The organism is Roseomonas sp. HF4, from assembly GCF_005222755.1.
In the GTDB taxonomy this organism is placed as follows: domain Bacteria; phylum Pseudomonadota; class Alphaproteobacteria; order Acetobacterales; family Acetobacteraceae; genus Neoroseomonas.
The window spans coordinates 119,041-133,324 of sequence record NZ_STGD01000001.1; the positions used below are offsets into that span (position 1 = coordinate 119,041).

General features: G+C 71.5%; 14 protein-coding genes and 2 tRNA genes. 8 read left to right on the plus strand and 8 right to left on the minus strand.

All coding sequences use genetic code 11. The features are described from left to right. Positions 1–63: 63 nt before the first annotated feature. Positions 64–579, plus strand: a complete 516-nt coding sequence (locus E8M80_RS00580) for an outer membrane protein assembly factor BamE (RefSeq protein WP_137123708.1) — start codon at positions 64–66, stop codon at positions 577–579. Between the two features lie 79 nt (positions 580–658). Here the strand turns inward: E8M80_RS00580 and E8M80_RS00585 are convergent. The 5 genes from E8M80_RS00585 to E8M80_RS00605 form a co-directional block, all read right to left on the minus strand. Continuing rightward, positions 659–735: transfer RNA gene (locus tag E8M80_RS00585), tRNA-Arg, on the minus strand. 30 nt (positions 736–765) lie between these two features. Continuing rightward, positions 766–1,089: an NADH dehydrogenase ubiquinone Fe-S protein 4 gene (locus E8M80_RS00590; protein WP_137123709.1), complete on the minus strand. Its 324-nt coding sequence runs from the start codon at positions 1,087–1,089 to the stop codon at positions 766–768. 23 nt (positions 1,090–1,112) lie between these two features. After that, positions 1,113–1,186: transfer RNA gene (locus E8M80_RS00595), tRNA-Pro, on the minus strand. 45 nt (positions 1,187–1,231) lie between these two features. Then, the gene (locus E8M80_RS00600) at positions 1,232–1,723 is read right to left on the minus strand and encodes a DUF192 domain-containing protein (protein WP_240789835.1); all 492 of its coding nucleotides are present in this window, start codon (positions 1,721–1,723) and stop codon (positions 1,232–1,234) included. Further along, complete coding sequence (locus E8M80_RS00605; protein WP_137123710.1) at positions 1,720–2,847, minus strand: acetoin utilization protein AcuC; 1,128 nt, start codon at positions 2,845–2,847, stop codon at positions 1,720–1,722. Before E8M80_RS00605 ends, E8M80_RS00600 begins: the two co-directional genes overlap by 4 nt. Positions 2,848–2,990: 143 nt before the next feature. Between E8M80_RS00605 and E8M80_RS00610 the strand changes: the two genes are divergently transcribed. After that, positions 2,991–4,403: an ATP-binding protein gene (locus E8M80_RS00610; RefSeq protein WP_137123711.1), complete on the plus strand. Its 1,413-nt coding sequence runs from the start codon at positions 2,991–2,993 to the stop codon at positions 4,401–4,403. A gap of 88 nt (positions 4,404–4,491) precedes the next feature. Here E8M80_RS00610 and E8M80_RS26910 read toward each other — a convergent pair whose 3' ends face one another. The 3 genes from E8M80_RS26910 to E8M80_RS00625 form a co-directional block, all read right to left on the minus strand. After that, positions 4,492–5,586, minus strand: coding sequence for an OmpA family protein (locus E8M80_RS26910; RefSeq protein WP_305011534.1), 1,095 nt, complete (start codon positions 5,584–5,586; stop codon positions 4,492–4,494). Between the two features lie 514 nt (positions 5,587–6,100). Beyond that, entirely contained in the window at positions 6,101–7,021 is a 921-nt protein-coding gene (gene prpB / locus E8M80_RS00620; protein WP_137123712.1) for a methylisocitrate lyase, read from the minus strand. 13 nt (positions 7,022–7,034) lie between these two features. Continuing rightward, positions 7,035–8,447, minus strand: coding sequence for a sodium:proton antiporter (locus E8M80_RS00625; protein WP_137123713.1), 1,413 nt, complete (start codon positions 8,445–8,447; stop codon positions 7,035–7,037). Between the two features lie 149 nt (positions 8,448–8,596). Between E8M80_RS00625 and E8M80_RS00630 the strand changes: the two genes are divergently transcribed. The 6 genes from E8M80_RS00630 (at position 8,597) to E8M80_RS00655 (ending at position 14,269) form a co-directional block, all read left to right on the plus strand. Continuing rightward, on the plus strand, positions 8,597–9,226 hold the full coding sequence (locus tag E8M80_RS00630; protein ID WP_137123714.1) for a carbon monoxide dehydrogenase subunit G: 630 nt from the start codon (positions 8,597–8,599) through the stop codon (positions 9,224–9,226). Next, positions 9,223–10,107: a MoxR family ATPase gene (locus tag E8M80_RS00635; protein ID WP_137123715.1), complete on the plus strand. Its 885-nt coding sequence runs from the start codon at positions 9,223–9,225 to the stop codon at positions 10,105–10,107. The genes E8M80_RS00630 and E8M80_RS00635 overlap by 4 nt, the downstream gene beginning before the upstream one ends. A gap of 190 nt (positions 10,108–10,297) precedes the next feature. Further along, a complete protein-coding gene (locus E8M80_RS00640) occupies positions 10,298–11,557 on the plus strand; it encodes a VWA domain-containing protein (protein WP_137123716.1) in 1,260 nt (419 codons plus the stop codon). Beyond that, the gene (locus E8M80_RS00645; protein ID WP_137123717.1) at positions 11,554–11,886 is read left to right on the plus strand and encodes an XdhC family protein; all 333 of its coding nucleotides are present in this window, start codon (positions 11,554–11,556) and stop codon (positions 11,884–11,886) included. Before E8M80_RS00640 ends, E8M80_RS00645 begins: the two co-directional genes overlap by 4 nt. Further along, positions 11,883–12,623, plus strand: a complete 741-nt coding sequence (locus tag E8M80_RS00650) for an XdhC family protein (protein WP_137123718.1) — start codon at positions 11,883–11,885, stop codon at positions 12,621–12,623. The genes E8M80_RS00645 and E8M80_RS00650 overlap by 4 nt, the downstream gene beginning before the upstream one ends. Continuing rightward, the gene (locus tag E8M80_RS00655; RefSeq protein WP_137123719.1) at positions 12,620–14,269 is read left to right on the plus strand and encodes an NTP transferase domain-containing protein; all 1,650 of its coding nucleotides are present in this window, start codon (positions 12,620–12,622) and stop codon (positions 14,267–14,269) included. Before E8M80_RS00650 ends, E8M80_RS00655 begins: the two co-directional genes overlap by 4 nt. Positions 14,270–14,284: the final 15 nt, after the last annotated feature.

Here is a 14,284-nt window from a genome sequence, read left to right on the forward strand (position 1 = left end):
GAAGGCTCCGGCCGCCAAGGCGGTTGACCCGGGGGCGGCGTGGTGTCTATCGGTTGCCCCGACATGGCCCGCCATCCCCGATCGGTCAACGCACGCCTCGCCGCCTCCCTGCTGCTCGTCGGCCTCCTGGGCGGCTGCGCCTGGATCGGGGACCGCATCGGCCCCGAGCCGGTCGAGCGCGGCAACCGCGTCGATGCTGAACGGCTCGGCCAGATCACGCCGGGCGTCCAGACGCGCGCGGATGTCGAGGCGCTGCTCGGCTCCCCCACCGCCCGCGGCACCTTCGACGAGGCGAACTGGTACTACATCAGCGCCCGGACCCGGCTTTCCCCCGGCACCTTCCTGCGGATCGAGGACCGTCGCGTCATCGCGATCTCCTTCAACCGCGACGGCGTCGTGAACGACATCCGCGAACTGACCGCTGCCGATGGGCGCGACGTGCGCATGGTGTCGCGCGAGACGCCGGTGCCCGGCAACGATCGGTCGCTGCTGCAGGCGCTGTTCGGCAACATCGGGCGGCCGGGCATCGAACGGGGCGGCAGCGGCGCGAACCCGGCGCGGGTGCCCGGTCAGCTCTGACGGCCGGCGTGGCCCGCGCGGCGGCCGGCAGCCCTGCACGTCGGGCTTGGCCCGGCCGCCGTTGCGCCTCGCGGCGGAATGGCGCGCCCTGAGGGATTCGAACCCCCGACCCACGACTTAGAAGGTCGTTGCTCTATCCAACTGAGCTAAGGGCGCCCGCCGCGCTTCTACCACGCAACCAGCCGGTCAGTGCGACCAGTTCTCGTGCCGGCCATAGCGGAAATTGTCGGCGTAGACCTTGGGGGTGATCGCGGCCGGCGCGGCGGCCGCCTCGGCCTCGTAGGCGATGCCCTGGCCCTCGGCATAGGCGATCGCCTGCTCGCGCGTGTCGAACTGCAGGCGGACCTGCCCCCGCATGTCGCCCGAGCCATACCATCCCGTCAGCGGGTCCAGCGCCTTGGCCTCGGTCGGCACGAATTCCAGCATCCAGCCCGTGGCCTTTCCGCGGCCGGACTGCATCGCCGACTTCGGCGGCTGGAAGATGCGGGCGAAGCCCTTGCTGTTCGACATGCGTGCTGCCCCAGGAAGTCGAATCGGGGCGACTGGATTCGAACCAGCGACCCCTTGGTCCCAAACCAAGTGCGCTACCAGACTGCGCTACGCCCCGTGCGGACGGCACCCTATGGAAGCAGCCCCGCGCCGGCAAGCGCGCTCAGGGCGCCGTGCCGAAGATCCGGTGCAGCACGCGGTCCCCGGCGCGGATGTCGAGCCGCTCGGTCGCCCCGGCCGCCAGTTCGAGCGTCGCCCGCACCGGCCCGCCGGAGGAGACGGTGGCGAGCGACAGCGGCACGGTCCGTTCCGCGATCCGATGGATCCGCCCGTCGGCCGCGATGAACACCATGTCGAGGCTGGTGATGGTGTTGCGCATCCACATGCTGCTCTCGCGCGGGGCGCCCCAGTCGAACAGCATGCCCTCGTCCGGCTTCACCTCGGGGCGGAACATGAGGCCGATCATCTGCTGTTCGCCCGACAGCGCCATCTCGACCGTGAAGTCGAGCCGCCGCCCGTCGCGCGTCTGGATGACCAGGCGTTCGGTCGGCAGGCGCGGCTGCGGCCGGTCCACGCCGGGCTGGGCGAGCGCCGCGGCCGGGACCAGGGCGAGAAGGACGGGCAGGCTGCGGCGGAGGATCATGCCGTCGGTCATGCCATGGCCGCCCCCGCGGCGGGAAGGTCCTCCAGCGCGCGGGCCGCGACGCGGCGCACCACGGCGCGCACGACGCCCGGCCGCGGCGGGTCCGCGAGGGTGGTGAACCAGTGCTCGGGCGGGCTCCGGCCGGCGGCGCGGTGGAAGGTGAGCGCGCGCAGCACGGCCTCCGCGGGCGGCGGCAGGCGCTCCGGCACAGCGTGGCCGGCCAGCGTGCCCCAGACGCCGGCCCAGCAGCGCGCCACGGTCCATGGGTTGTAGCCGCCACCGCCCAGCACGATCAGCCGGGGCGCCAGGCCCATGAGCGCCGCCACGACCATTCGGTGGGAATTGTTGGAAAGAGAAAGCCTTGCCAGTGGATCTTCCTCAACCCCATCGGCCCCGCATTGCAGCATGATCGCCTCCGGCCGCAGGCTTCGCGCCAGCGGCAGCACCGCCTCGTGCAGGACCCAGGCCATCTCGCTGTCGTTGAAGCCGGCCGGCACGGGGATGTTGCGCGCATGCCCGCCGGCCCGGTCCTCGGCGCCGCCGGTGAAGGGCCAGCGCCCTTCCTCGTGGATGCTGACCGTGAAGACGCAGGGATCGTCGTGGAAGGCGTCCTGCACCCCGTCGCCGTGATGGGCATCGATGTCGAGGTAGAGGATGCGCGTCAGCCCCTGCGCCCGCCACGCCAGCAGCCCGAGCACCGCGTCGTTCAGGTAGCAGAAGCCCGATGCTCGGTCCGGCCGGCCGTGATGCGTGCCGCCGCCCGGCACGTGCACCACGCCGCCGGCCGCGGTCAGCGCCGCGGCCAGCATGGTGCCGCCCGCGCCGGTCGCGGGGCGGCGGAACACCTCGCGGAACACGGGGTTGCCATCGGCGCCGATCCGGTAGCGCTCGCGGTCCTCGGGGCTGACCGCCTGCGCGGCCTCCGCGCGCATCAGCGCCGCGACGTAGTCCGGGTGGTGGAAGCGGGCCAGCGCCTCGGGCGTCGCGACCGGGCTCTCGCGGTACTGCCCCGGCGCCACCCAGCCCAGCGCCTGCACGAGGTCGAGCATGGTCGACACGCGAGGGATCGCGAGCGGGTGCTTCGGCCCGTAGGTCGAACGGCGGTAGATCTCGGACCCGATCAGGATGGGGGGCATGGCGGCAAGCCCCAGCTTGGCGCGCCCGCGCGACTGCGCAAGCGGCGGTGGACCTCGGCCGGGACTATGGTTAATGAAGAACTCCCCCCGGTGCTCGGCGACCGCGCGTCCCGCGGCGCGTTCTATCGTGGTGGAGGCTTCCCTTGCGCTTCAGTGACCTCATCGTCGCCCTGGAACTTGTCCCGCGCGACACGGTGAACGACGCGCTCGAGCGCCAGTCGCGCTCTGGCCGCCCGCTCGGCGACCTGCTGGTCGAGATGGGCCTGATGACCACGCGCCAGGTGCGCGACCTGCAGGACGGCCTGCCCGCGCCGCCCGACAACCTGACCGGGCTCGGCATCGACCAGCGGATCGTCCTCGACATTCTGGTGAAGTACCTGAGCACGACGGGCCAGGGCACGACGGCGTCGATCGCGCAAACGCTGGCCGTCTCCCGCCGCCTGTCGAGCGTGCTGATCGAATCGGCCCGAGCCCAGGGCATCGTCGAGCTGAAGCCCGGGATCGTCGCCGGCGAATTGCGGGTGGAGCTGACGCCGCGCGGGCGGTCCATGGCGGTCGAGGCCTTCGCGAACAACGCCTATATCGGAGCGCTGCCGGTCTCGCTGGCGACCTATTCGGACCGCATCCGCCAGCAGACCATCCGGGGCGAGACGGTGCCGCCCGCGACCGTCGCCGCCGCGCTCCATCCGCTGTCCGTGACGGACGAGATGCTGGCCAAGGTCGGCATCGGCGCCAATTCGGGCCGCTCCATCCTGCTCTACGGCGCGGCCGGCAACGGCAAGACCTCGATCGCCGAGCGCATGGTGCGGATGTTCGGCGCGATGGTGCTCGTGCCGCACTGCTTCGAGGTCGGCGGACAGATCGTGAAGGTCTTCGACCCCTCCGTGCATCGCCGGCTCGGCGGCGACGCGGAGACGGCCCGGAGTTCCAGCCTCTTCACCGACGAGTTCGACCCGCGCTGGGTTCCCTGTCGCCGCCCCTTCGTCTCGGCCGGCGGCGAGCTCAGCCTCGACATGCTCGACCTGAAGTTCGAGACCAGCTCGCGCTTCTACGAGGCGCCGCTGCACGTGAAGGCGCAGAACGGCGTCTTCCTGATCGACGATTTCGGCCGCCAGCTTGCGCGTCCCGAGGCGCTGCTCAACCGCTGGGTCGTGCCGATGGACCGCGCCATCGACTTCCTGAAGCTGCACACCGGCCAGTCCTTCCAGATCCCGTTCGACCAGCTGCTGGTGTTCTCGACCAACCTTTCGCCGCGCGACCTGATGGACCCGGCCTTCCTCCGGCGCCTGCCCTACAAGATCCATGTGCATGCGCCGAGCGAGGAGGAATTCGGCCAGGTCCTGCTGGAAGCGGCACGGAAGCAGGGTGTCGCCTATCCGCAGGCGGCGGCGGAGTTCACGATCCGCAGCATCGTGCGCCACGGCACGGCGCTCGCCTACTACCAGGCGATCGAGATCCCGCAACAGATCTCCGACCTCTGCACCTTTGCCAACCGGCCGATGCTTGCCGACGAGGCGACGATCTCCTTCGCGCTCGGCAACCTGCTGGTCGAGTGAGACAGGGCGGACGAGGGGCCCGCCCCCGTCCGCGCGTCGCCCCGCAGGACGGGCCCGCGCGCGCCGGCCATGACGCCGGCGCGTGCCGTCAGCGGAGGACGATCTCCACGCGCCGGTTCTGCGGCTCGCGGACGTTGTCCGGGGTCGCGACCAGCAGCTGGCTCTGGCCGAAGCCGCGCGTGACGATCTCGCCGCGCGGCACGCCCAGGCGGACCAGCTCGGCGGCAACGGCCGCCGCGCGACGCTCGGACAGGCCCTGGTTGTAGCGGGCCGAGCCCGAGGTGTCGGTGTGGCCGTTCACCTCGATGCGCGTCACCTGCTGGCGCGAGCGGGCCTGGGCGGCCTCGCCGATGATCTGACGCGCGCGGGCGGTCAGGTCGGCGCGGTTCCAGTCGAAGAACACCAGGAAGGTGCGCGCCGGCGCCGGGGCCACGGCGGCCGCGGCCACCGGGGCGGCCGAGCGGCCGTAATTGTAGCGCACGCCCAGCAGCGCGCTGTGACTCGATGTGGCCACGGGCACGTTCACGCCGCGCCCAGCGCCGGTCGCGGCGTCGCTTACCCGGCCCGAGATCTCGGGATTGTCGAAGGTGCCGAAGTACCGGTACTCGGCCGTCACCGCGAGGCCAGGCACCGACGCGATCGGCACGGCAAGGCCCAGGATGCCCTGGAAGGCCCAGGTGCCGTCGGACCCGTCGAGGTCGATGCCCGCAGTCCCTGCCCGCCCGCCGACATCGGACCAGTCGGTCCAGGCATAGCCGAGGCCCGCGCCGATGTAGGGGATCACCGCCGGCGCGAGCCCACCCAGCGGTATGTCATACAGGATGTTGGCCATGAGCCCGTAGGTGTTTGCCGTGCCGCTGGTCGCGCCTCGGTTGAAGGCGAGGCCGGAGGCCGCCTCGCTGGTCCGGTAGAAGCCCTCGAGTTCCCCCCGCAGGCCGAAGCCGAGGCCGTAGCCGACGCTCAGTACGCCGGCGAAGCCCACTTCCCATTTCCGCTGGAAGTGGTCGGACGGCGTGCTGAGATTGGCCGAGTCCGGCGGAAAGACGGATGCGTTCGTCTGCGACAGCCAGGTGATGCCCGCACCGGCGCCGACATAGAGGCCTTGCACCGCCTGCGCCGAGGCATCGCCGCCGGTGGCGGTGGCAATGGCGAACGCCGCCGAGGCCAGGAGAGTTCGCTTCATCATCATCATTCCTGCGCAGCCGTTCCGCGGTACCCGACAGCGGCCCCGGCGAACGCCGGCATTCCACGGAAACCACGATTCATGAGACGGCTACGTTACACGGATGGGTGATCGCGGCCAGAATTTGGACGTGACGGACAGGCGATGCTGCGCTTGGGGGAACGGTTTGTTGCGCAAAGGCCACAAGGCCGCGAGCACTGCCGCGGTCGTATGCCTGCCGCGGGTTGTCATCCACCAGGCCGCAGGCACCACGGGGCGCGGACACGACCTGGTGGATGCCACCATAGCCTGTAGCCGGGTCCCGAAACTCGCCTCCCATCCGATGGCCGGCGCTGCGCCACGCCGCCATCGAGGCACGACGCGCCGCGACGACTCGATCCCAGGTGCGGAAACGCCCTGGCGGGGTCGCGGTGGCCTGCGCCGTCGATCCCGACCGAGGATCACCCCGGAGATGGCGGAGTTCCGGAAGACAGGCCTGGCCGCGCTCGGGCGCAAGGCGCCCGGCCGCCGCGGCTCAGCCCTGCGGCATCCCCTCGGGCACCACCGTCCGGATCAGGGAGGCATCCAGCGCCTCGTAGGCATGGTAGCCGATCGTCTCGTACAGTTCGGCGCGCGTCTGCATGCGGTCGAGCATCCCCTGCGTACCGCCGTCGCGGCGGATCGCGGCATAGAGCTCCTCCATGCCGCGCGCGGCCACGCGCAGGTGGCTCACGGGCCAGATCACCATGGCGTAGCCCATCGCCTGGAACTCGGCGGCGGTGAAGAAGGGCGTGCGGCCGAACTCGGTCATGTTGGCGAGCAGCCTCACGCCGGGCATGCGGCGGGCGAATTCCTCGAACATCTCGCGCGTCGTCAGCGCCTCGGGGAAGATCGCGTCGGCGCCGGCGTCGAGGTAGCGGCGCGCGCGCGCGACGGCCGCGTCCATGCCCTCGCTCGCCACCGCGTCGGTGCGCGCGATGACGACCAGGTGGCGCCGCGCGCGGCGCGCGGCGGCGACCTTCGCCGCCATCTCATCGACGCCGGCCAGCTTCTTGTCGTTGAGGTGCCCGCATTTCTTGGGCAGCAGCTGGTCCTCGAGATGCACGGCGGCCGCGCCCGCTTCCTCGAAGCAGCGGACCATGTGCATGACGTTCAGCGCCTCACCGTACCCGGTGTCGCCATCCACCAGCACCGGCAGGCCGGAGGCGCGCACCACCTGGCGGACATGCCAGGCGACGTCGTCCACCGTGATCATGCCGAGGTCGGGCAGTCCCATCGTGGCCGACATGGCGGCGCCCGACATGTACAGCGCCTCGAACCCCGCCTTCTTCGCGAGCAGCGCCGAGATGCCGAGATGCGCCCCCGGCATCTGGACGATGGCGCCGCTGTCGAGCATCCGGCGGAAGCGCAGCCCCGCGGGCTCGGCGGGCAGGTCGTCGGCGATCACATAGGGCATGGCGAACCCCCTCTCAGAAGAAGATGAAGGTCACGAGGACAAAGAGCGGCACCAGGAACACCACCGCCCAGCCGACATAGCCGAAGAAGGATGGCATGCGTTCCCCATTCTCCTCCACGATCGCCTTGACCATGAAGTTGGGCGCGTTCCCGATGTAGGAATTGGCCCCCATGAACACCGCGCCGCAGGAAATGGCGGCCAGCGTCAGCGCGCCCTGCGTCATCAGGTATCCGGGGTCGCCGCCGGCCAGGTTGAAGAACACCAGGTAGGTCGGCGCATTGTCGAGGAAGGACGAAAGCCCGCCCGTCAGCCAGAAATAGACCCAGGGCACCGGCTGGCCCGCGGCGTCCGAGGTCAGCGCCACGAGCGGCCCGGCCGCGCCGTCCACGCCGGCGCGCAGGATCGCGAGCACGGGCGCCATGGTCACGAAGATCGCGGCGAACAGCTTCGCCACCTCGAGGATCGCGCCCCAGGCGAAGCCGTTCGCCTCACGCAGTTCGAGCGAGGTCAGGCGCATCGAGAACCAGGCGATCGCCACGAAGACGGCGATGCCGACGATGCGCTCGATGCCGATCGTGTCGCCGAGGATGCCGATGTCGCCCGGCCGCCAGTAGCCCTGCGCCAGCACCATCCCGACCACGAGGCCGATCAGCGCGAGGTTGATCGTGCCCTCGATCCGCAGCGGTTCCTTGGCGCCGGTATCGGGCACCGCCGGCTTCTCCTTGGCCCAGGCCCAGGAATCGAGAACGTAGTAGACCGCGAGCAGGATCAGCGCGCAGACCAGGAATTCCCAGAACAGGTGCGTCGTGGTCCAGAAGAACGACACGCCCTTGAGGAAGCCGAGGTAGAGGGGCGGATCGCCGAGCGGCGTCAGAGAGCCGCCGATGTTGCTCACCAGGAAGATGAAGAAGACGAAGGTGTGCGTCTTGCGCTTCCGGAAGGCGTTCGCGCGCAGCACCGGGCGGATCAGCAGCATGGACGCGCCGGTCGTGCCCATCACGCTCGCGATCACGGTGCCGAAGGCGAGCAGCGCGGTGTTCGTGGCCGGCGTGCCGACCAGGGACCCCTTCAGCAGCACGCCGCCGCCGGTGACATACAGCGCCAGCAGCAGTGCGATGAACGGGATGTATTCCTGCAGCAGGATGTGCCAGACCTCTGACGCCGCGACCTGTGGCCCGAAGGCGATGGCGAAGGGCACCACCAGCAGCACGCCCCAGCCCGCGGCGATCTTGCCGTAGTGGTGGTGCCAGAGATGCCCGGCCACCAGCGGCATCAGCGCGATGGACAGCAGCAGCCCCGCGAAGGGGATCCCCCAGAGCAGCGACAGCTCGGCCCCCGACACGCCCGCGGCGGCTGCCGGTGCGGCCGTGGCCGCAACCAGCGCGCAGGCGCAGATGCTCGCAGGAACGGCTCGGCCCAGGCGCATCGTGTCTTGCTTCCCCTCGATCCCGGGGACGCCCCCGACCGCACTCCGCGCCGTCCTTGCCGGATGCGCGGCCGGGCCACAAGAGCCCCGCCCCCTTTTCCCACCCCTCCCCCGGGCCTAGTTTGGCCCCCGGACAGGAGACACGCCTGATGGACATGACCGGCGAACGCCGCATCCCCGCCCCGCGGCCGCGGGTGTGGGAGGCGCTGAACGACCCCGAGATGCTGCGCGCCGCCATCCCCGGCTGCGAATCCGTCACCCGCACGGCGGATGACGCCTTCGAGGCGAAGCTCGCCCTCAAGATCGGGCCAATGGCCGCCAAGTTCGGCGCCAAGGTGAAGCTCGAGAACGTCAATGCCCCCGTCTCCTACACCATCACCGGGGAAGGCAATGGCGGCGCCATGGGCTTCGCCAAGGGCGGTGCCGATGTCGCGCTGGAGGAGGTGGGGCCCGAGGAGACGCTGCTGACCTACAGCGTCAAGGCGCAGGTCGGCGGCAAGATGGCGCAGCTCGGCGCCCGCCTGATCGACAGCACCGCCAAGCAGATGTCGGACCAGTTCTTCGACCGCTTCGCCGCCGCGCTCTCCCCGCCCGCGCCCGAAGCGCCGGCCGCCGAGGCAGCGCCGGCGGCCGCGCCCGCCGCAGCGCGCCCGCCGGTCACGCAGCCGGCCGGCATCTCCATCCTCGACCTGATTCCGGAAGCGCCCCTCGGCATCCCGGTCATGGCCTGGGTCGGCGGCGCCATCATGATCGTCATCCTGGCGCTGATGTTCCTGTGACGGTGCCGGCGACCGTCGAGGACACCCAGGCGCTGCTCGCGGCCGGCGGCTACGTCGCCGACCGCGCGCTCGCCACGACCGTCCATCTCGCGCTCCGCATGGGCCGCCCGCTGTTCCTGGAAGGCGAGCCCGGCACCGGCAAGACCGAGATCGCCAAGGTGCTCGCGAAGATGCTGCCGCGCCACCTGGTGCGCCTGCAATGCTACGACGGCCTCGACCTCTCGGCCGCGGCGTATGAGTGGAACCACGCCAAGCAGCTGATGGCGATCCGCCTGGCGGAAGCAGCCGGGGAAAGCGACCGGGAAGCACTGGAGCGCGGCATCTACGACCGCCGCTTCCTGCAGTCCCGCCCGCTGCTCCAGGCGCTGGAGGGCGAGCCCGCCATCCTGCTGATCGACGAGCTCGACCGCGCGGACGAACCCTTCGAGGCGTTCCTGCTGGAAATCCTGGCCGACTTCCAGATCAGCATCCCCGAGCTCGGCACCATCCGCGCGCTGACGCCGCCGGTCGTCATCATCACGTCGAACCGCACGCGGGAAGTGCACGACGCGGTGCGCCGGCGCTGCCTCTACCACTGGGTGGACTACCCCGACGCGGCGCGCGAACGCGCCATCCTGCGGCTGCGCGCGCCCGGCCTGCCCGAGAAACTGTCGGCCCAGATCGTGGCCTTCGTGCAGAAGGTCCGCGACGGGGACTACTTCAAGCTGCCCGGCGTCGCCGAGACGATCGACTGGGCGCAGGCGCTCTCCGCCCTTGATGCGAAGGAACTCGAGCCCGGCGCGGTCGATGAGACGCTCGGCGTGCTGCTGAAGTACCAGGACGACATCGCCAAGCTGAAGGGCGCGGAAGCGGCCAGGATCATCGCGGAGACATCGGCGTGACCGGGGAGGGCGCCGCCCTCCCCGACCCTGGGCTACGCCTTGGGGAGGGCTCTGCCCTCCCCAAACCCCTCCGGCCAAAGGCCGAAAGGCCTTTGGAAACCAATACTTGGCGCCCGACCTCCAAGGACCGGCGCCAAGTATCCAAGAAAGGGAGGGGGACCGGGGGAGGTTCCCCTCCCCCGGACTGCCGATGGCCCTGACCCCCGACCGCGACGCCTCGCGCATCATCGGCGCCGCCCAGGCCCGTGCCGCGGGCGCCGCGACCGCCCCGGGCGGCCACTTGGCCGACAACCTGCTGGCCTTCACCCGCCTGCTCAGGCGCACCGGGCTGCCGCTCGGCCCGGGCGAAGCGATCGCCGGCCTCGAGGCGCTGACCGAGATCGACCTCGCCGACCGCCGCCAGGTCCATGCCGCGCTGCGTGCCGTCATGGTCCACCGGCACGAGCATTTCGAGATCTTCGACCAGGCCTTCCAGCTGTTCTGGCGCGACCCGGAGGCCGCCGCCCACGCCGCCGCCATGGCACTGATGGACGGCAACAAGCCTAAGGACGAGAAGGCGCCGCCCGTCTCCCGCCGCCTGGCCGAGGCGATGCAGGAGAACCGGCCCAAGCCAAAGCCGCTCGAGGAACCCCCGCCGCAGCACGACATGACCTTCACGGTCAGCGAGCGCGAGCGCCTCCAGCAGATGGATTTCGAGGCGATGTCCGCCGCCGAGATCGCGGCCGCGAAGCAGGAGATCCGCCGCCTCGCGCTGCCGCTCGACGAACTCCGCACGCGCCGCTTCCGCCCCGACCCGTTCGGGCCCGTCGCCGACCTGCGCGCGACGGTGCGCGAAAGCCTGCGCACGGGGGGCGAGATCCTCGACCTCGCACGCCGGCGCCGCGTCACGCGCCCGCCGCCGCTGGTGGCGCTCTGCGACATCAGTGGCAGCATGTCGCGCTACGCGCAGGTCCTGCTGCATTTCCTCCATGCGGTGGCGAACGAGCGCGACCGCGTCCACACCTTCCTGTTCGGCACGCGGCTGACCAACGTGACGCGCCAGCTGAAGCACCGCGACCCGGAAGTGGCCTTCGAGACCGTCGCCCACATCGTGCCCGACTGGTCGGGTGGCACGCGGATCGGCGAATCGCTCGCGCTGTTCAACCGGCTCTGGGGCCGGCGGGTGCTGGGCCAGGGCGCGGTGGTGCTGCTGATCACCGACGGGCTGGACCGGGAAGGGGCGAAGGGGCTGGCGGATGCGACGGAACGGCTGCGCGGGTCCTGCCGCCGCCTCATCTGGCTCAATCCGCTGTTGAGATTCGAGGGCTTCCAGCCCAAATCCCAGGGCATCCGGGCGATGCTGCCCCATGTGGACGACTTCCGCCCGGTGCATAACCTGAACAGCCTGCGCGAACTGGTCGCCGCCCTGTCCGACCGCCACGCCGCGCAGCGCGGGAGGATCGCGGCATGACCACCGATACGACCCAGTCCGAGGACATCCTCTCCATCGCCGCCGAATGGAAGGCCGCCGGGGAGGCGGTCGCGATCGCGACCGTGGTCGAGACCTGGGGCTCATCGCCCCGGCCGGCCGGATCGCGACTCGCGGTCACCGCCTCGGGCCGGCTCATGGGATCGGTCTCCGGCGGCTGCATCGAGGGCGCCGTCGCCGATGCCGCGAAGCAGGCCATGGCGAGCGGCCGGCCGCAGTTGTTCGACTTTGGAGTCTCGGACGAGCGCGCCTGGGAGGTGGGCCTGTCCTGCGGCGGCAAGGTCAAGGTCTTCGTGGAGCCGCTGACGTGAAGACGGACACGCTCGCGCGCCTGCAGGCCGAACGCGCGGCGCAGCGCCCGGTCGTGTTGCTGACGCGCCTGTCGGACGGCGCGCAGCATCTCTGGCCGGCCGAGGCGCTGCCCGCCGCGCTGGCCGAGGCCGCGCGCGACGCGCTCGGCCGCGAGAAGGCCGCGACCCTCGACCTCGACGGGGAGGCCTGGTTCGTCCACCCGCACAACCCGCCGCTCCGCATCATCGTGGTGGGCGCCGTGCACATCGCGCAGGCCATGGCGCCGATGGCCGGCCCCCTGGGCTTCGGCCTGACCGTCATCGACCCCCGCCGCGCCTTCGCAACCGAGGAACGCCTGCCCGGCGTGACGCTGAACACCGACTGGCCGGACGAGGCGATGGCGGCGCTGAAGCCCGATGCCCGCACCGCGGTCGTGACGCTGACGCACGACCCGAAGCTCGACGACCCGGCGCTGGATGCGGCGCTGCGCAGCGCCGCCTTCTACATCGGCGCGCTCGGCAGCCGCCGGACGCATGGCAAGCGCGTCGCCAGGCTGCAGGAGATGGGTCACGACGATGCCGCGATCGCGCGCATCCACGCCCCCGTCGGCCTCGACATCGGCGCGGTCACGGCGCCCGAGATCGCGCTCTCGGTCATGGCGGAGATCGTGGCGGCCCGCCGCGACGCCGCCCTCGGCCGGCCGCGCCCCGCCGCCCCGCCGCAGGACGGGCGCGTCAGCATCGGGATCGGCGCATGATCTTCGGCCCGACGCCGCTCGACGAAGCCAAGGGCGCCATCCTCGCCCATTCGCTGCGCCTGCCCAGCCGCGTGTTCAAGAAGGGCACGGTGCTGGACGAGGAGGCGGTCGCCGCCATCCGCGACAGCGGCCGGCGGGAGGTCATCACCGCGCGCCTCGAGGCCGGCGACGTGCCGGAGAATGAGGCGGCGGAACGGCTGGCGATCGCGCTGACCGCGCCGCTGATCGCGCGGTCCCGGTCGGCCACCGGCCGCGTCAACCTGCTGGCCGAGACGGCGGGGCTGCTGGTGCTGGATACGAAGCGCCTCGATGCGCTGAACGGCGTCGACGAGAGCCTGACCGTCGCGACCCTGCCCAACCACACGCCGGTCGCGCCGAAGGAGATGGTGGCCACCATCAAGGTGATCCCCTTCGCCGTGCCCGGCACCGTGCTCGGCGTGGCGGAGGCCGTGGCCAAGGGTGGCCGCGCGGCCCCCTTCGCGATCCACCCCTTCCGCCCACTCAAGGTCGGGCTTGTGCTGACCGAGCTGCCGGGCATCAAGGAAAGCGTCATGGAGGGCGCGGTCGAGGCGACCACCGCGCGCATCGAGGACCTGCGCGGCACCATGCTGCCGGTCGAGCGCGTGCGGCATGAGGAAGGGCCGGTCGCCGAAGCACTGTCCCGCCTCAAGCGCGCGGGGGCCGAGATGCTGTTGATCGCCGGCGCATCGGCCGTGGTGGACCGGCGCGACATCGGACCTGGCGCGATCTTGCGCGCGGGCGGCGCCATCGAGCATTTCGGCATGCCGGTCGATCCGGGGAACCTGCTCTGCCTCGGCCGGGTCGGGGATGTCCCGGCCATGGTGCTGCCCGGCTGCGCACGCAGCCCGAAGCTCAACGGCTTCGACTGGGTGCTTCAGCGGCTGTTCGCCGGGCTTCGCGTGACCGCCGCCGACATCATGGCGATGGGCGTGGGTGGCCTCCTGAAGGAGATCGAGGTCCGCCCCCTGCCCCGCGAACAGGCGCCGCGCGTGGCGCCCCCGGCGCTGGCGCCGCGGCGCGCGCGCACGGTCGCGGCCATCGTGCTCGCCGCCGGGCGGTCGCGCCGCATGGCGCCGCTCAACAAGCTGCTGGTGGCCGACACCGCCGGCACGCCGATGGTGGCCCGCGTGGTGGACAACGTGCTCGCCTCCCACGCGCGGCCCGTCATCGTCGTCACGGGCCACGAGCGCGACCGGGTGGAGGAGTCGCTGGCCGGCCGGCCGGTCCATGTCGCCCACGCCGAGGACTATGCCGAGGGGCTTTCCGCGTCTCTCAAGGCGGGCATCGCGGCGCTGCCGCCGGAGGCCGAGGGCGTGCTCGTCTGCCTCGGCGACATGCCGCTGGTCTCGGGCGCCATGCTCGACCGCCTGATCGCCGCCTTCGACCCGGAGGAAGGGCGCGCCATCGTCATGCCGACCTTCCGCGGCAAGCAGGGCAACCCGATGCTCTGGGCGCGCGAATTCCTGCCGGAGATCCTGGGCATCAGCGGCGACGTCGGCGCCCGCCACCTGGTCGGCCGCCACGGCGACCGGATGGTCGAGGTGGAGATGGCGGATGATGCGGTGCTGCGCGACTTCGACACGACCGAGGCGCTGAAGGCGCTGCCGGGGGGCGTGCGGGCGTGACGGCGCGCGCGCGTC

Excerpts from the sequence above, each read along its gene's own strand:
- E8M80_RS00605 (WP_137123710.1), bottom strand. The coding sequence starts at position 2,847 with ATGCCCCCCATCCTGATCGGGTCCGAGATCTACCGCCGTTCGACCTAC.
- E8M80_RS00600 (WP_240789835.1), bottom strand. The coding sequence starts at position 1,723 with ATGACCGACGGCATGATCCTCCGCCGCAGCCTGCCCGTCCTTCTCGCC.
- E8M80_RS00630 (WP_137123714.1), top strand. The coding sequence starts at position 8,597 with ATGGACATGACCGGCGAACGCCGCATCCCCGCCCCGCGGCCGCGGGTG.
- prpB (WP_137123712.1), bottom strand. The coding sequence starts at position 7,021 with ATGCCCTATGTGATCGCCGACGACCTGCCCGCCGAGCCCGCGGGGCTG.
- E8M80_RS00640 (WP_137123716.1), top strand. The coding sequence starts at position 10,298 with ATGGCCCTGACCCCCGACCGCGACGCCTCGCGCATCATCGGCGCCGCC.
- E8M80_RS00625 (WP_137123713.1), bottom strand. The coding sequence starts at position 8,447 with ATGCGCCTGGGCCGAGCCGTTCCTGCGAGCATCTGCGCCTGCGCGCTG.
- E8M80_RS00655 (WP_137123719.1), top strand. The coding sequence starts at position 12,620 with ATGATCTTCGGCCCGACGCCGCTCGACGAAGCCAAGGGCGCCATCCTC.
- E8M80_RS00645 (WP_137123717.1), top strand. The coding sequence starts at position 11,554 with ATGACCACCGATACGACCCAGTCCGAGGACATCCTCTCCATCGCCGCC.
- E8M80_RS26910 (WP_305011534.1), bottom strand. The coding sequence starts at position 5,586 with ATGAAGCGAACTCTCCTGGCCTCGGCGGCGTTCGCCATTGCCACCGCC.
- E8M80_RS00580 (WP_137123708.1), top strand. The coding sequence starts at position 64 with ATGGCCCGCCATCCCCGATCGGTCAACGCACGCCTCGCCGCCTCCCTG.
- E8M80_RS00590 (WP_137123709.1), bottom strand. The coding sequence starts at position 1,089 with ATGTCGAACAGCAAGGGCTTCGCCCGCATCTTCCAGCCGCCGAAGTCG.